This window comes from Leeuwenhoekiella nanhaiensis (assembly GCF_002744755.1).
Taxonomy (GTDB): domain Bacteria; phylum Bacteroidota; class Bacteroidia; order Flavobacteriales; family Flavobacteriaceae; genus Leeuwenhoekiella; species Leeuwenhoekiella nanhaiensis.
The window spans coordinates 125,928-149,215 of the sequence record NZ_KZ319292.1 but is presented as its reverse complement, the minus strand read 5'-3'; the positions used below and the strand labels follow the sequence as shown (position 1 = coordinate 149,215).

The 23,288-nt window shown below is 42.0% G+C and carries 18 protein-coding genes; 16 read left to right on the top strand and 2 right to left on the bottom strand.

Annotation, left to right across the window (positions count from 1 at the left end; translation table 11 throughout):
* The first annotated feature begins 10 nt into the window (after positions 1–10).
* The 4 genes from CJ305_RS12335 to CJ305_RS12320 are packed head-to-tail and all read left to right on the top strand — an operon-like array spanning position 11 to position 4,258.
* Positions 11–2,389, top strand: coding sequence for a TonB-dependent receptor (locus tag CJ305_RS12335; RefSeq protein ID WP_394340050.1), 2,379 nt, complete (start codon positions 11–13; stop codon positions 2,387–2,389).
* Entirely contained in the window at positions 2,390–3,199 is an 810-nt protein-coding gene (locus CJ305_RS12330; protein WP_099646583.1) for a DUF4249 domain-containing protein, read from the top strand. It begins immediately after the preceding gene.
* Between the two features lie 32 nt (positions 3,200–3,231).
* A complete protein-coding gene (gene murQ / locus CJ305_RS12325) occupies positions 3,232–4,050 on the top strand; it encodes an N-acetylmuramic acid 6-phosphate etherase (protein ID WP_099646582.1) in 819 nt (272 codons plus the stop codon).
* Positions 4,037–4,258 (top strand): DUF6095 family protein, encoded by a 222-nt coding sequence (locus CJ305_RS12320; RefSeq protein ID WP_189319441.1) that lies wholly within the window; start codon positions 4,037–4,039, stop codon positions 4,256–4,258. Before murQ ends, CJ305_RS12320 begins: the two co-directional genes overlap by 14 nt.
* Positions 4,259–4,379: 121 nt before the next feature.
* Here the strand turns inward: CJ305_RS12320 and CJ305_RS12315 are convergent, their stop codons facing one another.
* Positions 4,380–4,631, bottom strand: coding sequence for a type B 50S ribosomal protein L31 (locus CJ305_RS12315; protein WP_099646679.1), 252 nt, complete (start codon positions 4,629–4,631; stop codon positions 4,380–4,382).
* 208 nt (positions 4,632–4,839) lie between these two features.
* Here CJ305_RS12315 and CJ305_RS12310 point away from each other — a divergent pair, with 208 nt between their 5' ends.
* From CJ305_RS12310 to CJ305_RS12280, 7 genes are all read left to right on the top strand, one after another.
* A complete protein-coding gene (locus tag CJ305_RS12310; RefSeq protein ID WP_099646580.1) occupies positions 4,840–5,370 on the top strand; it encodes a DUF4199 domain-containing protein in 531 nt (176 codons plus the stop codon).
* Positions 5,371–5,376: 6 nt separating this feature from the next.
* Entirely contained in the window at positions 5,377–6,324 is a 948-nt protein-coding gene (locus CJ305_RS12305; protein ID WP_099646579.1) for a glycosyltransferase family 2 protein, read from the top strand.
* A gap of 148 nt (positions 6,325–6,472) precedes the next feature.
* The gene (locus tag CJ305_RS12300; RefSeq protein ID WP_099646578.1) at positions 6,473–8,191 is read left to right on the top strand and encodes a phospho-sugar mutase; all 1,719 of its coding nucleotides are present in this window, start codon (positions 6,473–6,475) and stop codon (positions 8,189–8,191) included.
* A gap of 76 nt (positions 8,192–8,267) precedes the next feature.
* Positions 8,268–10,091 (top strand): ABC transporter ATP-binding protein, encoded by a 1,824-nt coding sequence (locus CJ305_RS12295; RefSeq protein ID WP_099646577.1) that lies wholly within the window; start codon positions 8,268–8,270, stop codon positions 10,089–10,091.
* A 447-nt stretch (positions 10,092–10,538) separates the two neighbouring features.
* Positions 10,539–11,057: an RNA polymerase sigma factor gene (locus CJ305_RS12290; protein WP_099646576.1), complete on the top strand. Its 519-nt coding sequence runs from the start codon at positions 10,539–10,541 to the stop codon at positions 11,055–11,057.
* Between the two features lie 31 nt (positions 11,058–11,088).
* Positions 11,089–11,589 carry a hypothetical protein gene (locus tag CJ305_RS12285; protein ID WP_099646575.1) on the top strand — a complete coding sequence of 167 codons (501 nt, stop codon included), beginning with the start codon at positions 11,089–11,091 and terminating at the stop codon, positions 11,587–11,589.
* A 20-nt stretch (positions 11,590–11,609) separates the two neighbouring features.
* Positions 11,610–12,053 carry a hypothetical protein gene (locus CJ305_RS12280; RefSeq protein ID WP_099646574.1) on the top strand — a complete coding sequence of 148 codons (444 nt, stop codon included), beginning with the start codon at positions 11,610–11,612 and terminating at the stop codon, positions 12,051–12,053.
* A gap of 36 nt (positions 12,054–12,089) precedes the next feature.
* Here the strand turns inward: CJ305_RS12280 and CJ305_RS12275 are convergent, their stop codons facing one another.
* Positions 12,090–13,139, bottom strand: a complete 1,050-nt coding sequence (locus CJ305_RS12275) for a WD40/YVTN/BNR-like repeat-containing protein (protein WP_099646573.1) — start codon at positions 13,137–13,139, stop codon at positions 12,090–12,092.
* A gap of 75 nt (positions 13,140–13,214) precedes the next feature.
* Here CJ305_RS12275 and CJ305_RS12270 point away from each other — a divergent pair, with 75 nt between their 5' ends.
* From CJ305_RS12270 to CJ305_RS12250, 5 genes are all read left to right on the top strand, one after another.
* Entirely contained in the window at positions 13,215–14,435 is a 1,221-nt protein-coding gene (locus CJ305_RS12270) for an RsmB/NOP family class I SAM-dependent RNA methyltransferase (RefSeq protein WP_099646572.1), read from the top strand.
* A 178-nt stretch (positions 14,436–14,613) separates the two neighbouring features.
* The gene (gene purL, locus CJ305_RS12265) at positions 14,614–18,270 is read left to right on the top strand and encodes a phosphoribosylformylglycinamidine synthase (protein ID WP_099646571.1); all 3,657 of its coding nucleotides are present in this window, start codon (positions 14,614–14,616) and stop codon (positions 18,268–18,270) included.
* 231 nt (positions 18,271–18,501) lie between these two features.
* Positions 18,502–20,271, top strand: a complete 1,770-nt coding sequence (locus CJ305_RS12260) for an AMP-dependent synthetase/ligase (RefSeq protein ID WP_099646570.1) — start codon at positions 18,502–18,504, stop codon at positions 20,269–20,271.
* 135 nt (positions 20,272–20,406) lie between these two features.
* On the top strand, positions 20,407–20,871 hold the full coding sequence (locus CJ305_RS12255) for a MarR family winged helix-turn-helix transcriptional regulator (RefSeq protein WP_099646569.1): 465 nt from the start codon (positions 20,407–20,409) through the stop codon (positions 20,869–20,871).
* Complete coding sequence (locus tag CJ305_RS12250; protein ID WP_099646568.1) at positions 20,868–23,276, top strand: 3-hydroxyacyl-CoA dehydrogenase/enoyl-CoA hydratase family protein; 2,409 nt, start codon at positions 20,868–20,870, stop codon at positions 23,274–23,276. Before CJ305_RS12255 ends, CJ305_RS12250 begins: the two co-directional genes overlap by 4 nt.
* The last annotated feature ends 12 nt before the right edge of the window (positions 23,277–23,288 follow it).

Genomic DNA, 23,288 nt, shown 5'->3' with positions numbered 1-23,288 from the left:
TCCGCTATTTTTGAAAAAAAACAATTTGCTGAAACATTTTTACTCTCTTGTTTTATTTCTTCTCGTTAATGCTGCCTTGGCACAACAGAATTACACTTTAAGCGGAACCATCACTGCTGAAAATTCAAACGAAACCCTTATCGGTGTTAATGTGTTGTTTCCTGAGATCAACAAGGGTTCTGTCACTAACGAATACGGTTTTTACTCCATAACCCTACCCGAAGGCTCCTATACGCTTCAAATAAGCATTATGGGCTATAATGCGATTCAGCAAACAATTCAATTAAATACTGACAAACGTCTCAATTTCAGTCTTGAAGAGGCTACTGAAATGCTTGATGAGGTAGTGATTGAAGAAAATGTAGAAGAGCTTAACATTCGTAAGCCCCAAATGAGTGTTAATGCGCTTACTGCAGAAACCATAAAGCAGATTCCTGTAGTTTTTGGCGAAGCCGATGTTATCAAATCTATATTACTCTTACCCGGGGTAACCAGTGCCGGCGAAGGTGCTTCCGGTTTCAATGTAAGAGGTGGCGCTGTTGATCAAAACCTTATTTTACTTGACGAAGCTATAATTTTTAATTCGTCACACCTGTTTGGTTTCTTTTCGGTTTTTAACCCCGATGCGATAAAGGATTTGAAACTCTACAAAGGCGGAATTCCTGCCCGTTACGGCGGTCGCGTGGCCTCGGTTCTTGATATTTATCAAAAGGAAGGAAACAGTAAAGAGTTTCATGCTAATGGAGGTATAGGTGCGATAGCCAGCCGGCTGCTTGTTGAAGGTCCTATTGTAAAAAACGAATCGGCATTTTTAGTAGGTGGCCGGGCGTCTTACGTACACCTTTTTCTACCTCTTTTCGATATTGATAACAAGGCCTATTTCTACGATCTCAATGCTAAACTGAATTACCGTTTGGGAGACAAAAACAGTCTTTTTCTGTCCGGGTATTTTGGTCGCGATCTGTTTAGTGTCAATGAAAGTTTTGTAAATACTTATGGTAATGCAACCATCAATCTAAGGTGGAATCATTTATTCAGCGATAAGATTTTCTCCAATTTATCACTCGTCTATTCAGACTATTATTACGGGCTCCTACTCGATTTTGTTGGTTTTAAATACGACTCAGGCATTCGGAATTTTAATCTGAAATATGATTTTCAGCATTACATCAATCAAAATTTCAAAATGGGTTATGGCGTAAATAATATTTATTACCGCTTTAATCCCGCGACCATAATGCCTAACCGCCCTGATAGCGGTATTGTACCATCGCAACTCACTCATAAGTACGCTAATGAGTTTTCGGCATACATAGAAGCTGAACAGGATTTTACTGATGCACTTACCCTACGCTATGGTTTTAGATTGAGTCATTTTACCCGTCTGGGTCAGGATCAGTTTTTTAGATATGCTGATGATAATCCGTTGATTTTTGATGAAAACCTCAAGATTTATCAACCGGCAACACCCGTGGAAACCGAACTAAATACAGGAAAACTGGCTGAGTTTACCAATTTTGAACCCCGTTTTTCATTGAGTTGGGCTGTAAACAGTAAAACTTCCCTTAAAGCCAGCTATAACCGCCTGGCGCAGTACCTGCATTTAATTTCTAACACCAACTCTCCTACTCCTCTCGATGTATACACACCCAGCGGACCTTATGTAAAGCCACAATTACTCGACCAGTATGCCGTTGGCTTTTTCAAGAAAATTAAAGACGGGGAGTATTCATTTGAGACTGAAGCCTTTTACAAAGACATTCAGAACCGGCTTGACTACCGCAACGGCGCCCAGCTCATTGCTAATGATGCCATTGAAGGTGAAGTACTTTCAGGAATTGGCAGAGCCTACGGTCTTGAATTTCTTCTTAAAAAAAATGACGGACAATTAACCGGCTGGCTTGCCTATACCCTGTCGCGCAGTGAGCAGCAAACACCAGGCAGAACTCCTGAAGAAACGGGTATTAACGATGGTGACTGGTATCCTTCGGCTTATGACAAGACACACGATCTGAGCGCTAATTTTAATTTTGAACTGAGTAAAAAATGGAGGTTTGGTGCTAACTTTCTTTTTCAAACCGGCCAACCTACAAATTATCCCGTAAGTCAGTCCCGCTTTCAGGGTTTGTCTATTTCTAATTTTGGAGGTCGTAATGAGCAACGCCTGCCTGCCTATCACAGGCTTGACCTTTCCGCTACACTTACCCCACAAAATAATGCAAACCGAAAGATTAAAGGAGAATGGGTATTTAGCATATACAATGCCTACAATCGTATGAATGCCGCTTCTGTAAACTTTAGACCCAATGAAGATACGGGTCAAAATGAAGCGATAAAAACCTCAATTTTTGGCATTTTACCTTCGGTAACCTATAATTTTAAGTTCTAGATGAAAGCTTTTAAAACTTACTTTTCGATTTTGGTTTTGATTCAGCTAATTACAAGTTGCCAGGAAACCATTGAAGTCGACTTGCCGCAGCAACAGGAACGCCTCGTCGTTGACGCTCTGATGCGTATTCCTAATGAAAACTCTGCATTTGCGACTGCTTATCTTAGGCTTACGCTTACTGCAGATTATTTTGCTGATGATATACCAGTTGTGGGTGATGCTATTGTAAACCTCAACAGTGAGTCAAACACCTACCGGATGCAGTACAGGGGCGATGGTTATTATTCAGTTGCGCTACCCCGTGCTGAATTTACCCGGGACCTGATGCGTCTAACCATCTTTCATAATGGCGATACATACCGGGCCAGTGCCCGCTTCCAATCATCAGTACCTTTTGATAATATAGTACAGGGAGACGGCAGCCTTTTTGCCGGAGATGAGACCGAGGTAGTTTTTAGTTACACAGATGAACCGGGTATCACAAACTACTACCTGTTTGATTTAGATAACGGGCAATTTTTAACCAGTGAAGACACCTTCTACAAAGATCAGGCATTCTCATTTTCCTACTTTTATGAAGATTTAAAGCCTAATGATACCTTAAAGGTCGATTTGATAGGCATTACCAAACCCTTTTTTGATTATATGAGTATTGTAATCAATCAATCGGGGCAGGCTTCGGGGAACCCGTTTACAGCACCGCCTTCCGAAATACGCGGTAATGTCATCAACGCCACAAATGAAGACAATTATCCGTTGGGCTATTTCGCAATAGGTCAGGTCTACAGCGATCAAATTGTGATTGAATAACGATATTTGCCAAAGGCGAAAACATTCAGCACATGAGTTTCACAAAGACTACAGAACAAGATTCAAACTACAATGGGCTTGAGAACATGACTGTCTCAGAGCTCCTGCAAAATATCAATGCCGAAGACCAAACTGTTCCCCTAGCCGTTAAAAAGGTATTACACCAAATAGAGCGGTTAACTCAGGAAGTAATAAGTAAGCTAAAGCAAGGCGGAAGACTTTTTTATATGGGTGCCGGTACCAGCGGAAGACTTGGGGTAGTCGATGCTTCAGAATGTCCACCCACTTTTGGCGTGCCACACGGAATGATAATAGGTCTAATTGCCGGTGGCGAAACCGCCATTCGTAAAGCCGTGGAGTTTGCTGAAGACAGCACCACTCAGGGCTGGTCAGATCTACAGGAACATTCTATAACAGAAAAAGACATAGTAATTGGTATTGCAGCATCAGGCACTACTCCTTACGTGTTGCATGCATTAAAGGCCTGCAACGAAAACAACATCCCGACCGGAAGCATTACCTGTAACGCCAGGAGTCCCATTGCTCAGATCTCAAAATTTCCTGTAGAAGTTGTGGTAGGACCTGAATTTGTTACCGGAAGCAGCCGTATGAAAGCCGGTACCGCTCAAAAACTTGTGCTCAATATGATATCTACCACTACGATGATTCAGCTGGGTAAGGTAAAAGGAAATAAAATGGTAGATATGCAGCTTAGTAATGATAAGCTGGTAGATCGCGGTATACGGATGATTCAATCTGAAATACCTGTTGATTCACAAGAGGCGGCTCAATTATTAAAAAATCACGGCTCTGTAAGGGCCGCAATAAAAGCTTATCATGGCAACAAATAAAGAAGCCCTGGCACGTGGAGTGCGCACATTAGCCACTTCGTTACTCTTTATGTTCTTAGGACCCGGCATCTTATATCAGGCGTTCAAGAATCAGGAGCATCCACTTTACGTACCGGTTTTGATTTTGGGCATTGTGGCTGCAACGTTGGCCATTTATTTTGGTTTTAAGGGAATCAATCGCATCATGAAAGCCTTATTCAACGATTGAACCACGAGCCTGAAGCTAATCACTTTTAGACTTGCTAAAAATTTACGAGGCACCTGAGGTGCTGCCAAATAAAAAAGCCTTTGCAAATGCAAAGGCTTTTTCTGTATGTATTGAATTCTGCTTACTTAGCGAATTTCTTGTATTTGTTTTTGAACTTGTCAATACGACCAGCAGTATCTACCAGTTTAGATTTACCGGTATAAAAAGGATGTGATGCTCTAGAAATTTCCAGTTTTACAAGCGGATACTCCTCACCGTCAACCTCGATCGTTTCTTTTGTATTTGCTGTAGATTTAGTTAAAAACACTTCGTCGTTAGACATGTCTTTAAAAGCTACTACTCTGTAATTCTGTGGATGTATATCTTTTTTCATCTTAAATGCTTTAAAATCTGCTGAATTTTGAGGTGCAAATTTAGAAATAAAAAACAATCTAACAAGGAGTAATCCAAATAATATTTTACAGCAAATTATTCTTCACCCTTCAAATGTAACAATTTTAGATTTCGCAATACTTATGCCTCATTAAAAACTAGGTGTATCTCGTGCTAATATGTACTTTTACACCGCAATTCATTAAATTATGGAAGCACAAAAACCATCAACCGGGCAAATCGCCCTTACCTACGGAGCCCTGCTTGGGTTTCTCTCCATAGCTCTAGCTGTGGTACTTTATGTAACAAACTCGTTGCTCGATCAAAACTGGATCACTGCCCTCGTAGGCTTTTTAATTATGCTTGGCGTTATTGTCTACGGGCAACAGGTATTTAAGAAGGCAAACGGTGGTTTTATGGAACTTAAAGATGCCTTAAAAGTAGGATTAGGTATTGCGCTGATAGGAGGAATTCTGGGTGCTGTCTATAATTATATTTTTCTGACCGTCATAGAACCCGACTTTATCAACCTAATTATTGAAAAACAACGCGAAGCGATGATTGAGTCTCAGCCCAATATGACTGAAGCCCAAATGAATCAGGCGTTGGAACTTGCCGGTAAATTTGCCCGTCCCTGGGTTCAGTCTTCTATTCAAATCATAGGTGGTATTTTCTTTGGGTTTATCATTTCATTGATAAGCGGTCTTATCCTGAAGAAATCAAACCCGCACCAATATTAAGAATCTATGCAGCTATCGGTAGTTATACCCCTTCTCAACGAACAGGAGTCTCTACAGGAGCTTTACAACTGGCTGACCAGCGTACTCGTCAAAGAGGAGCTCTCGTACGAGCTGTTGTTTATAGATGACGGGAGTACTGACGGTTCGTGGGATGCGATAGCGCAATTAGCAGATAGCGACAAGCGGGTAAAAGGCATTCGTTTCAACCGAAATTTTGGTAAAAGCCAAGCATTAAATGCTGGTTTTTTGGCTGCTGAAGGCGAAGTTGTAATTACTATGGATGCCGATTTACAGGATAGTCCCGATGAAATTCCTGAATTATACCGCCTGATTACCGAAGAAGATTTTGATCTGGTTTCAGGCTGGAAAAAGAAACGTTATGATTCGGTGATTTCTAAAAATTTGCCGTCTAAACTATTTAATGCGGCTGCCCGCAAAACCAGTGGACTCAAACTGCACGATTTCAATTGCGGCCTCAAAGCTTATAAAAATGAAGTCATAAAAACCATTGATGTATATGGCGATATGCACCGCTACATTCCGCTACTGGCTAAAAATGCCGGTTTTTACAACATAACCGAAAAGCCGGTACAGCATCAGGCTCGGAAATACGGGGAAACCAAATTTGGCGCCGATCGTTTTATAAAAGGCTTTCTCGACCTCATAAGCATCTGGTTTATAACTCATTTTGCCAAAAGACCCATGCACCTTTTTGGAACATTGGGAGTCATTATGTTTATTCTGGGCGGCTCATTTGCCGCATACCTGGGTATTGATAAACTATTTATAAACCCCACAGCACGCCTGTTAACCCAGCGTCCCCAGTTTTACCTGTCGATCACCAGTATGATTATTGGGGTACAACTGTTTATCGCAGGCTTTATAGGTGAACTCATTCAACGTTCACAAAACAACAGCCCGCGCTACTTAATTAGAGACAAAAAGGGCTTTTAATCTTATTTAGCCCACACTTGAAATAAAACGATTTGAATAGTGTCCCATTTAAAAACACCAAGCTATTTATTCGTTCAAGGGATTGTCCCGAAATAGTTTACTTAAATCGAAATGCCTATTTTTGACCTTCAAAATAGAATATAAAATTATGAACGCCGAAATACGAGAAAAAGCCGAAGCCTGGTTATCCCCTACTTTTGACAACGCCACAAAAGAGGCCGTCAAAAAAATGATGAATGAAAACCCTGAAGAACTCAATGAAAGTTTTTATAAAAACCTCGAGTTTGGAACCGGTGGAATGCGCGGTATAATGGGTGTTGGCACCAATCGTATTAACAAATACACTCTGGGTAAAAACACGCAGGGCCTTTCTGATTATTTAAAGAAATCCTTCGCGGGAGAAACCATTAAAGTTGCAATTGCTTACGATTGCAGAAACAACAGTAAGGAATTGGCTCAGGTAGTTGCAGACGTGTTTTCAGCAAATGATATCAAAGTATTTTTATTTAGTGACCTGCGTCCTACTCCAGAACTCAGTTTTGCGGTAAAACATTTAGATTGTCATTGCGGTATTGTATTAACAGCCAGTCATAATCCACCGGAATATAACGGATACAAAGTGTACTGGCAGGATGGTGGTCAGCTTGTACCGCCGCAGGATTCTGAGATTGTTTCGGTAATTGAGTCGCTAGACTATGATGCTGTAAATTTTTCTGCGAAAAAAGAACACATCACCTATATTGATAAAGATGTAGATCAGGCATTTATCGAAGCTTCTTTGGCTAACGGAAGCTTTTCGGAACTAGATAGCCACCGCGATGATGTAACCATCGCTTTTACTCCACTTCACGGTACTTCGGTAACGATTATTCCTGATGTACTGAAGCAGGCCGGATATAAAAATGTTCACGTTGTTGAAGAGCAGCGTAAACCCGACGGAAACTTCCCAACTGTAAAATCACCCAACCCGGAAGAACCGGAAGCTCTCAAAATGGCTCTTGATCTTGCCGAAGAAAAAAATGCTGATATCGTAATTGGTACCGACCCGGATTGCGATCGTCTGGGCATCGCGGTACGTGATGATTCAGGTAAACTGGTTTTGCTTAATGGAAACCAGACTATGGTTGTGATGACCGATTTCTTATTAAGTCGCTATTTTGACCAAAACACACCAAAGGGTAACGAATTCATTGGTTCGACCATCGTTTCTACCCCTATGATGGAGGTTCTTGCCAAATCGTATGATCTGGAATGCAAACTGGGCCTTACCGGTTTTAAATGGATTGCCAAAATGATTAAAGATCATCCGAAACAGCATTTTATAGGTGGTGGGGAAGAAAGCTTTGGTTATATGGTAGGTGACTTTGTACGCGATAAAGATGCGGTAACCGCTACCCTGCTGGCTTGTGAGATTGTAACACAGGCAAAAAGTGAGGGTTCTTCCTTCTACAAAAAGCTACAGGATTTATATGTGAAACACGGGTATTATAAAGAAGACCTGACCTCTTTGGTTAAAAAAGGAATTTCTGGCGCCGAAGAAATCAAGCAAATTATGATTGACCTTCGTGAAAATCCATTGAACACGGTAAACGGAGAGCGTGTAGTGCAAATTGATGATTACGCATCTTCAAAATCGCTAAAAATTTCAACCGGAGAGTCCACACCTATCGATATTCCCAAATCTAACGTGCTCATTTATCATACTGATCAGGGATCTCGAATAGCCGCAAGACCTAGCGGTACCGAGCCAAAAATTAAATTTTACATCAGTGTGCACGAGCCTGCAAAAGATTTAGAAAGTCTGCCACAGGTAGCGCAAAAACTCGATAAAAAAATAGCCGGAATACAAAAGGACCTGGGTCTTTAAAACGAATCCGTGCTAAAAATCAATATCTATCCCCGATTTTTGTCGGGGATACGTATATAAACCGACTACGGTTCTTATGAATTACTTCAAACAAATCATACAATTTGCAAGGCCCTACAAGCAGTATGCGGTGTACAACATTATTTGTAACATTTTGTATGCACTTTTCAGCACCCTGTCTTTTTTGGCTCTTATTCCGGTTATCGAAATCCTGTTTGATAAAAGCAAACGAGTTACCGAACTGCCGGTTTGGGAAGGCTGGACAAACTTTACAGATTATGCAACAAATTATTTTTATTTTCAGGTAAGCTCCAGAGTTGCAGAAGATGAACTTTCAGCTCTGGTATTTATTTGTGGGATTGTAATAATCCTGTTTTTTCTAAAAAATGTTTTTGGTTACCTGGCCACTTTCTTCATTACCTTTTTGAGGAATGGCGTGATGCGAGACGTACGAGATGCCATCTACGATAAACTGATTGAGCTTCCGGTTGCCTATTTTTCAGAAAAACGAAAAGGAGATACCATATCTCGCATAACAGCAGATGTAAACGAAGTGGAGCGTTCTTTTCTTTCCATTCTTGAAATGGTAGTGAGAGAACCGTTGACAATTATTTTTACAATCGGAGCAATGTTAATCATTAGCGTTAAGCTCACGATTTTTGTTTTTGTTTTTCTTCCTATATCCGGAATGATCATTTCCCGAATTGGGAAATCACTAAAAAAACAATCTCACCAGGCGCAGGAAGAAAACGGAGCTTTTCTTTCGATTGTTGAAGAAACCCTTTCCAGCCTTAAAATCATCAAAGGTTTTAATGGCGAAGAGCAATTCAGAGCTAAATTCAGAGCCAGTACTACCCGACTCAATACAATTCTCAACAAACTCATCAACCGGCAAAACCTGGCTTCTCCGGCCAGTGAGTTCTTGGGTATTTTCGTGATAGTTGTGATTTTATGGTTTGGTGGCCAAATGGTTTTGGTTGAAGGGTCTCTTGAAGCAGCACAGTTCATCGCATTTCTGGGACTTTCGTATCAAATTTTAACTCCCGCAAAACAAATAAGTAAAGCCTCCTACAACGTAAAGCGTGGTAATGCTGCTGCAGAACGCATTCTTTCGATTTTAAATACCGAAACGACAATTAAAGATAAACCGGATGCAATTGAAGTTGCTGAGTTTAAAGAAGCTTTGAGCATTGAGCATATTTCATTTAGTTATGAAGATGAAAAAGTTCTGGAAGATTTTTCAGCAAATGTCAAAAAAGGACAAACCGTTGCTTTGGTGGGACAAAGCGGAAGCGGCAAGAGCACCATTGCCAATCTCGTTACGCGCTTTTATGATGTAGATTCTGGCGCGATCAAATTAGACGGTATAGACCTGAAGGATTTAACCAAAAAATCGGTACGTGCGCAAATGGGATTGGTTACTCAGGATTCTATTTTGTTTAATGATACCGTACGCAATAACATCCTGTTGGGAAAACCCAACGCAACCGATGAAGAAGTAATCGATGCCCTAAAAATTGCCAATGCCTGGGAATTTGTTAGCGAGCTTCCGCGTAAGCTGGACACCAACATAGGAGACAGCGGAAACAAACTGAGTGGCGGTCAAAAACAACGCCTTTCTATCGCTCGTGCGGTACTTAAGAATCCGCCAATAATGATACTTGATGAGGCTACCTCAGCTTTAGATACCGAAAGTGAACGTTTGGTCCAAAAAGCTTTAGAGAATATGATGATGAACCGTACTTCGATCGTAATCGCGCACCGTCTTTCAACCATTCAAAATGCAGATCTGATCATTGTGATGCAACGCGGTAAGATTGTAGAACAAGGCAAACATCAGGAACTCCTTGCGGCTAACGGAACCTATAAAAAACTGGTTGAGATGCAGTCTTTTGAATAGACTACGAAAAAACCGGTAAGAATCAAGAGCCGTGACACAAACAGCGAACGAGCTAATATCCTTTGGCAGAAATCCCGTAAAAAAACAAAATCCACACTCCTGACGAATGTGGATTTTTTTGTTGTTGACCTTAAACTTTTGCTGTTGGGTAAAAATCAGGGGTGAAAAACTACTTTTTAATTTGGGACAAAAAAGGAATTAAACAATTTAATCGTGTCAACAACAGTTTTTACATTTTCAACGAGATTAAAGATAATCTCAAAATCCAAAAAAACAAAGAATTAATGCATTTTAACTAAAATATTTGCATTTCATCGTTTGTATTCGATCCAGAACTGATTTCCATTCAGTTCTGAAAACTCAAAAATCTGAGGTATTCTTGTTAACTTTATTGAGCATTTTAAACCTTTCGTGTAATATAAGGTCAAAACAAATAGAATTTTAGAATTGAGTAAAACCGCTACATATCCCACAGACCTCAAATTTGAGGATTTGGTAACCGAGTACAAAGAGCGTTTGTACTGGCATATACGACGTATGGTGGTTTCTCACGATGATGCAGATGACGTTTTACAAAATACCTTTATTAAGGTGTATAAAAATCTGGATGGTTTTAATGGCGAAAGTCAAATTTACACCTGGCTCTACCGCATTGCGACTAATGAAAGTATAACCTTCATAAATAAAAGAAACCGTCGCGCCAGTGTGGGCAGTGAAGAATTGCAAAGTGCGATTGTAAATAATCTGGCAAGCGATCCTTATTTCAACGGAGACGAAGCTCAGGCTAAATTACATCAGGCCTTAGATACGCTGCCGGCAAAACAGAAACAGGTTTTTGTAATGAAGTATTTTGATGAGCTGCAATACAATGAAATTTCTGAAATACTAGGCACATCTGAAGGCGCCCTAAAAGCCAGTTATCATCACGCGGTAAAAAAAATAACCGACTTTGTAACAGGTCATTAAACCTTCAGCATTTTTAAAAGTCAAAAAGACAATGAATACCAACGATAAACATATACCGAAGGATTTTAAACTGCCTGAAGACTATTTTCAGCAGTTTGAAGAGCGTCTGTATACGGAGCTTAAATTCCAAAAGTTATATCCTGATAATCAGGATGGCTTCAGGGTTCCTGATGGATATTTTGATCAGGTGGAGACTTCCATTCTTTCGAAAACCACTAAAGAGCCGAAAGTTATTTCATTAAACTACAAAAAATTTGCTGCTGCTGTAGCCACAATCGCTGCCCTTTTTGCTTTGCTGTTCTATACCGTAAAACCCAATGCAAATGAAGCAGGTTTTGAGGGGCTAAGTTTAAGCAGTCTTGAAAATTATTTGATAGAACAAGATCGAATTCAGGATTTCTTTTCTGATGAAGAACTAAACACCATTGAAGCAAACACCTCCTTTTTTAATGAAGACCATCTGAGTGATGAAGTAATTCTTGAATATGTAGATCAGGATGTGATTGAGTATGCTTTAAATACAGACGATTAAATACAACCCATAAAATTTCTATGAAAAAGTTTATATCTATACTCGTTCTACTGGTTTGCCTGGCTTCCTATGGTCAGACTGACGAGAGACACGAGCGTATAAAGGCCCTTAAAGTTCCTTTTATAACTGAAGAGCTGGAGTTAACTCCAGCAGAGGCCGAAAAATTCTGGCCTATTTACAACAGTTACGACAAGCGTATGCACGACTTACGGGAGCGCGAGCGGGAATTGTTTAAAGAGAAGTTTTCCAGATCGGGATCAAAAAACAAATTGAGTGAGTCTCAGGCACAGAATCTGATCGAAAAATACAACGCGCTTCAAAAAGAGAAATACCAGGTTGAACGCGAAATGCTTAAAGATTTAACCCAAAAACTCCCAGCCTCTAAAATGGTCTTCCTACCGGAAGTAGAACGTAACTTTGGGCGAAAACTTTGGGAAGAATACAAGAAAAGGAAGAATAATTAGTGTTAGTTAAAAAGGCTGTCAATTGACAGCCTTTTTTTAACGCTTGAATTTCAATTTTGCAATCCGGTTAGTTCCTGCAGCATAGGCCACAGAATCATTTAAAAACCGAACGGTAAAAAAGCCTTCCTCACTTAAATGTTTCCAGGTGGATCCCTGATCTGCAGAATAGTCAATCCCCTCAAACCCTATAGCAACCAGTCCCATTCCGGCGCTTTCGGGTACAAAGCGAACACAACTTCGGTAACCGGGGTTTTGATTGTCAGCCACCAACTCCCAGGTTTTACCGCCATCACGTGTCAACGCTTTTACCGCTTTATTAGCTTCAGCATTGCTGTAATCTCCACCTACAATAAAACCGATATTTTCATCATAAAAATCAATGGAATAACCTCCGGTCGTAGGGGTTCCCTGAACAAGAGGTGTCTCAAAAACCTCCCAGGTTTTTCCTTTATCTGCAGTGTGCAGTACCCGCGATTTCATTACACCGGTAATAATCCAGGCCTGATTCCCATAAATCGCAATATTGCTGTTACTGGCTGCAAATGCAGCCTCCCCTTCTACCGCTTCAGGCAAAATATCACAACTTAATTTGTTCCAAGACTTCCCTCCATCACGGGTTATAATTACCGAAATACACGAATCGGTAGGATCGCCCATCGCGATTCCTTCCTGATTGTTCCAAAACGTCATCGAATCGTAAAATGCTTTGGGATTGTCTTCTTTATAAACCACTTCCATCCTACCCGTATCGCCGGTTTTATAAAGCAGCGCAGGGCTTTCGATACTCAGCATAAAGAAATCCTGAGTTGTGTGAGCCACAGCTCTAAAGTTTGGCGTGATCGAATCGTAGGTCATAACACCGGTATTCCAGGTTTCAGTCTGTGGGTTATATAAACCATATTTACCCTTAGAACCTGCAAAAGCAAGGCTTCCGTCAGCAAGAATCTCAATCGCCCGTATACTTACCGAATCACTAAAAACAGGTTCAATCTCAACAGCTTGAATGGGGCCTGCCTCCCGTTTTTCTTCCGTTTGCATACAACTTGAAAAGGTCAGAAAAAGAATAAGTACTGCTACTAATCGCATAATCTAAATTTTCGCCCAATTTAAAACTATTCCTTTTGAAACCTGTACCTTTGCGGGCATTTTAAAACAAAACGTATGCGTTTACACCGCAATCTGGTCTTTGCCGTAATTGATGGACTGATCGAAATATTTAATGAAGGAGGCTATGCCGATAAGGTAATCGCAAAACAACTGAAACGCGATAAACGCTGGGGCTCCCGCGACCGCAGTTTTATAGCCGAAACCACCTACGACATCGTTCGCTGGAAACGCCTCTACGCCGCTATTGCAGATGTAGGCGAACCCTTTGAACGCAAAGACCTCTGGCGCCTGTTTGCCGTTTGGTGTACGCTTCGCGGAATCAAACTGCCCGACTGGCCGCAGTTTGAAGAGACCCCTACCCGTCGCATCAAAGGCCGTTTTGACGAATTTTCAAACATCAGAAAATTACGGGAGTCAATTCCGGATTGGCTTGATGAATTGGGCGAAAAAGAATTGGGTGATAAATGGGATGCAGAGATCGCTGCGCTAAACAAGCAGGCGCCTGTGATTTTACGCGTAAATCGCCTGAAAACCAATATTGGTGAGCTTCAACAAAAACTGGTTGAAGAAGGTCACGAAACCGAAAACCTCAAGGCTTACAAAGATGCTTTACAATTGCAGGAACGCGCTAATGTTTTCACCACTCAGGCTTTTAAAGACGGTCTGTTTGAAGTGCAGGATGCTTCCTCACAACTGGTTGCTCCCTATCTGGGTGTAGAGCCGGGAATGCGTGTGATTGATGCCTGCGCCGGTGCCGGTGGTAAAGCCTTACACCTGGCTGCCGAGATGGATAATAAGGGGCAGTTGATTGCGCTTGATATTTATGCCAATAAATTAAAAGAATTGAAGCGCAGAGCACGTCGCGCCGGAGCTTTCAATATTGAAACCCGCGCGATAGACAGCACTAAAGTCATTAAAAAACTGCACAACTCGGCAGATCGCGTATTGCTCGATGCACCCTGTACCGGACTGGGCGTTTTAAGCCGTAACCCCGATGCCAAGTGGAAACTACAGCCGGATTTTGTTGCAAAAATTCAGGAAACACAGCAAACTATTTTAAGAGATTACTCTAAAATGGTCAAGCCGGGCGGAAAAATGGTCTATGCTACCTGCTCTATACTTCCTTCCGAAAATCAGGAACAGGTTAAAAAATTCCTGAAAAGCGAGGAAGGAAAGAATTTTAGCATTGAAAAGCAAAAAACCGTACTTTCCAGCGAAAGTGGTTACGACGGCTTCTATATGTGCCTGATGGTTAAGAAGGACGAAAAGAAATAAGCTGTTTATTGAACTGATTTCAAACCTCACAGGTCCTGTAGACCAGTGAGGTTTTTCTTTTTTATACCGAAGTCCGCTTATCAACAAAAGCGATGATTTTCTGTTGATTTTGTTTCGGATTTAGGGCCAAATAAAAAAACAAAAAAGCCTAAATTTGTCGCTTCTTAGCAAACGCATTATGATTCACTTTTTCGGTTCTCAGGACACCAAGATTTTCGCAGTTCAAAGCAAAAACGAACTTTCAGAAGAAACGACTAAAAAGCTCATCTGGCTCTTTGGCAACCAGCCCAAAATACAAGCGTCTGCAATCGACGCTTTTTTTATTGGTCCGCGTGCCACTATGATTACGCCCTGGAGCACCAATGCTGTTGAAATCACCCAAAATATGGGGATTGAAGGCATCATCAGGATTGAAGAATTTGTTGCAGGCAAAGCCGAATTTGATCCGATGCTTTCTCAGGAATACAAAAAACTAGATCAGGATATTTTCACCATAAATATCGAGCCCGAAGCCATCAAGCCTATTGAAAACATTGAAGAATACAATAAGCAGGAAGGTTTGGCATTAAGCGCCGAAGAAGTGATGTATCTCGAGGGCGTCGCAGAGCGCATTGGTCGCCCGTTAACCGACTCGGAAGTGTTTGGCTTCAGTCAGGTAAACTCCGAACACTGCCGCCACAAGATTTTTAACGGGACCTTTGTGATTGACGGAGAGACCAAACCGGTTTCGCTCTTTAAACTCATCAAAAAAACTTCCGAAGAAAATCCGAACGAAATTGTTTCGGCCTATAAGGACAACGTCGCCTTTATCAAAGGTCCAAAAGCCACACAATTTGCCCCTGAAACCGCAGATAAACCCGATTTCTATACCGAAAAAGAATTTGAAAGCGTGCTTTCGCTTAAAGCCGAAACCCACAACTTCCCTACAACCGTAGAGCCTTTTAACGGGGCTGCGACAGGTTCTGGGGGTGAAATACGCGACCGCCTCGCCGGTGGAAAAGGTTCGTTACCCCTTGCCGGTACTGCGGTTTATATGACCGCATATTCACGATTGCTCGACGATCGCCCGTGGGAAGAAACCTTCCCGGCGCGTAAATGGTTATACCAGACCCCGATTGACATCTTGATCAAAGCTTCAAACGGAGCTTCAGATTTTGGAAACAAATTTGGCCAACCGCTTATCGCAGGTTCGGTACTTACGTTTGAACACGAAGAAGCGGGCCGTAAGCTGGGTTACGATAAGGTCATTATGCAGGCCGGTGGTATTGGTTACGGCAAAAAACCTCAGGCACTTAAAGAAAAACCTCAAACCGGTGATAAAATCGTTATTCTGGGTGGTGACAACTACCGCATCGGGATGGGTGGTGCCGCGGTGTCTTCGGCAGATACCGGCGCGTTCAGCTCCGGGATTGAGTTGAATGCCATTCAGCGTTCAAACCCCGAGATGCAAAAACGTGCTGCTAACGCCATCCGTGGAATGGTAGAAAGTGACGAAAACACCATCGTTTCGATTCACGATCACGGTGCTGGCGGACACCTCAACTGCCTTTCAGAACTCGTTGAAGAAACCGGCGGAAAAATTGATTTAGATAAATTACCGGTGGGTGACCCTACCCTTTCGGCTAAAGAAATTATAGGTAACGAGTCTCAGGAACGTATGGGGCTGGTTATCGGGAAAGAACAACTGAAGACCTTACGCACGATTGCCGAGCGTGAGCGTTCTCCTATTTACGAAGTGGGTGACGTTACCGGCGATCACCGTTTTACCTTCAAATCGGCTACTACAGGCGCCGCGCCTATGGATTTGGCGATGGAAGATATGTTTGGCAGTTCGCCAAAAACCGTGATGATCGATTCAAAAATTGATCGTAAATACAGCGATGTGGCGTACAGTCTGGAGCATTTTCACGATTATCTGGAAAACGTACTACAGCTGGAAGCCGTTGCATGTAAAGACTGGTTAACCAATAAAGTTGACCGTTGTGTTGGCGGAAGAGTTGCCAAGCAGCAATGTGTGGGCACGCTTCAGTTACCGCTCAACAATGTAGGTGTGATGGCACTCGATTTTAAGTCTAAAAACGGAATCGCAACCTCCATTGGGCACTCACCCGTTAGCGGACTTATTGACCCCGTTGCCGGAAGTAAAAACAGTATCGCCGAAGCGCTGACCAATATCATTTGGGCACCGCTTGAAAAAGGTTTGAAGTCTCTTTCACTCTCTGCAAACTGGATGTGGCCCTGTAATAACGAGGGTGAAGATGCGCGTCTTTACGAAGCGGTTCAGGCGGTTTCTGAATTTGCGATTGATCTGGGCATCAACGTACCAACCGGGAAAGATTCGCTTTCTATGAAGCAAAAATATCCTGACGGCGATGTTCTTGCACCGGGAACTGTAATCATTTCGGCAGCCGGAAGTTGCAACGATATCGACCGCGTGATTGAACCGGTTCTTCACGCAGATGCCGGAGCGATTTATTATCTAAACCTTTCTAAAGATGCATTTAAACTGGGCGGTTCATCATTTGCCCAGGTGCAGAATAAAATTGGTGCCGAGGCTCCGTCTGTAAAAGATACTATCGCATTTGCGAAAACATTTGACGTCATTCAATATTTGATCAAAAACGATATGATCGTTGCCGGTCACGATGTGGCTTCAGGAGGCTTGATCACTACCCTGCTTGAATTGTGTTTTGCCGAAAATAAACTGGGAGCTGCTTATGATTTTTCAGCCTTCGGCGAAAAAGACATCATCAAAATCCTGTTTGCAGAAAATGCCGGAATCGTCATTCAGGCCGCCAAAGACAGGGATATCGAAGCGGTAATGAAGGAATACAACATCGAGTTTTTCAAAATTGGTACCGCCAATACTTCGGAAGAATTAACCATTAAAAAGGATCTTGTGGAGATTGGTCTTAACATTCCTTCACTGCGTAGAAAATGGTTTAAAACCAGTTATTTGTTAGATCAAAAGCAAACTGCAAACGGCCTGGCTGATGCGCGTTTTGAAAACTTCGACAAACAGGATTTAAAATACACCTTCCCAAAAGGCTTTACAGGTCTAAGACCCGGAAACCGCGCTGCGGGAAGCCGACCAAAAGCGGCCATCCTTCGTGAAAAAGGAAGTAACTCGGAACGCGAGATGGCAAACGCGATGTATCTCGCCGGCTTTGATGTCAAAGACGTTCATATGACCGATTTAATCAGCGGTCGCGAAACGCTCGAAGATATTCAGTTTATAGGTGCCGTGGGTGGATTCTCAAACTCCGATGTATTGGGGTCAGCCAAAGGTTGGGCCGGTGCTTTCCTGTATAATGAGAAAGCAAACACAGCTCTAAAGAATTTCTTTGCACGACCTGATACGCTATCGGTAGGTATTTGCAACGGCTGTCAGCTGTTTGTAGAACTTGATCTGATCAACCCTGATCACGATCAAAAACCGCGTATGCTGTACAACGACTCACATAAGCACGAAAGTGGCTTTACGAGTGTAACCATTGCAGAGAATGATTCGGTGATGCTTTCAACACTTTCGGGAGCGACCTTAGGTGTATGGATCTCGCATGGCGAAGGCAAGTTTGACCTTCCGTTAGGTGAAGAAAACTATAAAATTGTTGGGAAATACGGTTATGATGCCTACCCGGCAAACCCTAATGGCAGTAGCTACAATACCGCGATGATGACCGATAAAACCGGTCGCCACCTGGTAACCATGCCACACATTGAGCGCTCTATCTTCTCCTGGAACTGGGCCAACTACCCTAAAGATCGCAAAGACGAAGTAACGCCTTGGGTTGAAGCTTTTATCAATGCACGAGAGTGGATTGAGAAGCAGTAAATAGTTATTTTTAAATATTGAAATAGCACAGACCTTAAAAATCTGTGCTATTTTGATATTCGCAGGTTTTCTTCGTAAATTTTTCTAAAACGATATAGTAAAGCAACTAAATTCGTTATTTTGCATGTACAAACCCCTCTAAAGCTTCTCAATTACTTTGTCAGAAGAATGGAATGTGGGGATTTAACCCTAATTTTTCACATTTAATAAGCAAATCCTATTTATAGCGCTATGGAAATTAAACGCCTATTTGACTTCCCTTATCATCAACTGGAGCAATACAACCTGAAAGAAGCTTTGGTCACTAAATATAACGGAGAATGGAAAGCCATTTCCACTCAGGAATATCTTGATCAGGCCAATGCTGTGAGTAGAGGTCTGTTAAAACTGGGAGTAAAACCTAATGATAAAGTAGCTGTCATTTCATCAAACAATCGTACCGAATGGAACGTGATGGATATTGGCATCCTCCAGTTAGGAGCTCAGAATGTTCCTATTTATCCAACCATTTCAGAAGAAGAATACGAATATGTGCTCAATCACAGTGAGTCTATATATTGCTTTGTATCTGATCAGGAAGTACTCGATAAAGTAATGGCCATCAAAGGCAATGTTCCCTCACTAAAAGAGGTGTTTAGCTTTGATGACATCAAAGGTTGCAAAAGCTGGAAAGAAGTTCACGAGGCCGATACATCAAGCCAGGCAGAAGTAGATAAACTGAAAGCGGCTGTCAAAGAAGATGATCTTGCGACATTAATCTACACCTCCGGAACTACCGGAAAACCGAAGGGCGTAATGCTTAGTCATAAGAATGTGGTTTCTAACGCCATCAACAGCGCCACACGATTCCCAATCAATCCTGGACAAAGTATCGCACTGAGCTTTTTGCCTGTGTGCCATATTTACGAGCGTATGTTGATGTATCTGTATCAGTATACCGGTGTGAGCATCTATTTTGCAGAAAGCCTGGAAACCATCAGCGAAAACTTAAAAGAGGTAAAACCTCAGGTAATGACTGCTGTACCGCGTTTACTTGAAAAGGTATATGATAAAATCATCGCAAAAGGTGCCGATCTTACCGGCGTTAAGAAGAAACTCTTTTTCTGGGCTGTGGAAGTGGGTCTGCAATACGAACCCTATGGTCAGAATGGTTGGTGGTATGAGCAAAAGCTGGGTCTTGCGCGTAAATTGATTTTCAGCAAATGGCAGGAAGCCCTGGGTGGAAACCTTAAGGTAATCGCTTCTGGTAGTGCTGCCTTGCAACCCAGACTGGCACGTGTATTTAATGCTGCAGGAATGGGCGTAATGGAAGGCTACGGTCTTACCGAAACTTCTCCGGTTATATCGGTAAATGATATGCGTAATCACGGCTTTAAAATCGGCACGGTGGGTAAACCTATTCCGGAGACCGAGGTAAAAATCGCTGAAGACGGAGAAATCCTGATTAAAGGGCCTCAGGTGATGATGGGATACTACAAAGACAAGGAAAAAACCGACGAGGTTTTAGAAAACGGATATTTCCATACCGGGGACATTGGGGAGATTGACAGGGAAGGCTTCTTAAAAATCACCGACCGTAAAAAAGAAATGTTCAAAACAAGTGGTGGTAAATACGTTGCTCCTCAGCTTATCGAAAACGCGATGAAGCAATCCCGCTTTATTGAGCACATTATGGTTATTGGCGAGGGCGAAAAAATGCCGGCTGCTATTATTCAACCCAATTTTGAATTCATAGCAGACTGGGCCAAAAAGAAAGGGATTTCTGTAGGATCTACCAATACGGAAATTGCCGAAAACGAAGAGGTTAAGAAACGCATTATGGAAGATGTAGATCTTTATAATGAAAAGTTTGGAAAGTGGGAACGTGTTAAAAAAATTGAGCTCACTCCGGACGAATGGAGCATAGATGCCGGGCACCTCACTCCTACTATGAAACTGAAAAGACGTATCGTCAAAGAAATGTATATTGACAAGTACAACAAAATTTACGAGCGCGAATAATCTTTAAAACTCCTTAGAAATAAGGAGTTTTTTTATGCATACTGGTAACGCACATGGTTGAAAACAGATAATCTTATAAAATTTCCTTAACTTATTATGCGTGCATAGTATTTTTTTCTAACTTTACGCAAACGTATGAGTAAAAAAGAAATCACTATCGATCACGCCCTTAGGGCAACCTGGCAGGCCATTACAAAAATGTATAATGAGCAGGCCGCACAACTAGACAGTACCATGGCCACAGGCTTTGCACTGCTAAGTATAGATCCCGAAGAAGGCACCCCTTCAACGGCTTTAGGTCCGCGAATGGGAATGGAAGCTACCAGCCTTTCGAGAACACTAAAATCGATGGAAGAACGCGGACTCATTGAACGAAAGCCCAATCCTGCTGATGGCCGTGGAGTTCTAATTTTTCTAACAGAATTTGGAAAGGAAAACCGGGATTTTAGTAAAGACCGGGTTTTAAAGTTTAATGAGGCTATTCGTCAAAACATTGAAGCTGAAAAAATAGATCACTTTTTTGAAGTTATAAATGTGATCAACGATTTGATACAGAATAAAAAAGTTTATAAAACCACTGAAACGACATTAAAAAAATGAGTAAAAGACGCATCAACAAAGTTGCAGTAATTGGCTCCGGGATTATGGGAAGCGGTATCGCTTGCCATTTTGCCAATATAGGAGTTGAAGTGCTGCTACTCGATATTGTTCCCCGTGAACTAACCGATAAAGAAAAAGCAAAAGGTTTAACCTTAGAGGATAAAGCGGTACGCAATCGTCTGGTTAACGATCATTTGCAAAACGCATTAAAATCAAAACCTTCGCCCATTTACCACCAGGATTTTGCAAAGCGCATCACCACAGGTAATATGGAAGATGATATTGCAAAGGTGAAGCACTACGACTGGATTATTGAAGTTGTGGTAGAACGCCTGGATATCAAAAAACAGGTTTTTGAAAAACTTGAAAAACACCGTACCCCGGGAACCTTGATTACCACAAATACCTCCGGTATTCCTATCAAATTTATGAGCGAAGGGCGTAGCGAAGATTTTCAGAAGCATTTCTGCGGAACGCACTTCTTTAACCCTGCCCGTTACTTAGATCTTTTTGAGATCATTCCTGGACCTAAGACTGATAAGGAAGTGCTGAGTTTCCTTAATGAATACGGTGAAAAATTCTTAGGTAAAACTTCGGTTGTTGCTAAAGATACTCCGGCATTTATCGGTAACCGAGTGGGGACTTTCAGTATTATGAGCCTTTTCCATACGGTTAAAGAACTTGACATGACCGTAGAAGAAGTTGATAAATTGACCGGTCCTGTAATTGGTCGTCCAAAATCAGCAACCTTCCGTACAGTTGATGTGGTTGGTCTGGATACTTTGGTACACGTGGCAAACGGCATTCGCGAAAATGTTGAAAATGATGAGCGTGCCGAGTTGTTTTCGCTTCCCAACTACATCAATACGATGCACGAGAACAAATGGCTGGGAAGTAAAACCGGACAGGGCTTCTATAAAAAAATTAAGAAAGACGACGGCTCAAGCGAGATTCTTACACTTGACCTCAATACGATGGAATACCGCGAAAACAAACGCGCTTCCTTCGGTACTTTAGAAAAAACAAAAGGCGTTGACAACGTTGCTGACCGCTTCCCTATTTTGGTGGACGGTAAAGACAAAGCCGGCGAATTCTTCCGTAAAAACTTCGCAGGATTGTTTGCTTACGTGCAAAACCGAATTCCTGAAATTACAGACGAACTCTATAAGATCGATGACGCGATGCGTGCCGGTTACGGCTGGGAGCACGGTCCGTTTCAGATTTGGGATGCTGTAGGTTTTGAAAAAGGAATCGAATTGATGAAAGCCGAAGGTTATGAAATTGCAGACTGGGTTTCTGAAATGCTTTCGTCAGGTAAAAATTCGTTTTACACCGTTAAAGAAGGCAACACCTGGTATTATGACATCCCTAAAAAGGAATATGTCAAAAAACCGGGGCAGGATGGTTTTATCATTCTCGATAACATTCGCGAATCAAAACAAGTATTTAAAAACAGTGGCGTAGTCGTTGAAGATTTAGGTGACGGAATCCTCAATGTAGAATTCCGTTCAAAAATGAATTCTATTGGTGGTGACGTTCTTTCCGGATTAAATAAAGCTATTGATCTGGCCGAAAAAGATTTCGCCGGACTCGTGGTTGCCAATCAGGGTAAAAACTTCTCGGTGGGTGCCAATATCGGTATGATTTTTATGATGGCCGTTGAGCAGGAGTATGACGAACTCAACGCTGCGGTTAAATATTTTCAGGATACTTGTATGCGTCTGCGCTACTCTTCAATTCCTACCGTTGTGGCTCCACACGATATGACTTTAGGTGGGGGTTGCGAAATGACCCTACACGCTGACCGTGTCGTGGCAGCAGCAGAGAGTTACATTGGTCTGGTAGAATTTGGCGTTGGGGTAATCCCCGGCGGTGGTGGTTCTAAAGAAATGACTTTACGAGCTGCTGAAACCTACCACAAAGACGATGTGGAATTAAACCGTCTTCGCGAATACTTCCTGGCAATCGGGATGGCTAAAGTTTCGACTTCGGCTTATGAAGCCTTTGATACCGGTATTTTAAAGCCCGGTAAAGATATTGTCATTGTTAACAAAGACCGCCAGATTGCAGCAGCCAAAGAGGTTGCGAAGTTTATGGCAGATCAGGGTTATACTAAACCTATTGAGCGTACAGATATCAAAGTGCTGGGTAAACAGGCTCTTGGTGCATTCCTTGTAGGTACAGATCAAATGAACGCTGGTAAGTACATCAGCGATCACGATAAAAAGATCGCAAACAAGCTGGCTTACGTAATGGCCGGTGGTGACCTATCTGAAGCTTCGTATGTAAGTGAGCAATACCTGCTTGACCTGGAACGTGAAGCTTTCCTTAGTCTTTGCGGGGAACGCAAAACGCTTGAACGCCTGGAGCATATGATCAAAAAGGGGAAACCGTTGAGAAACTAATTAGACACGAGA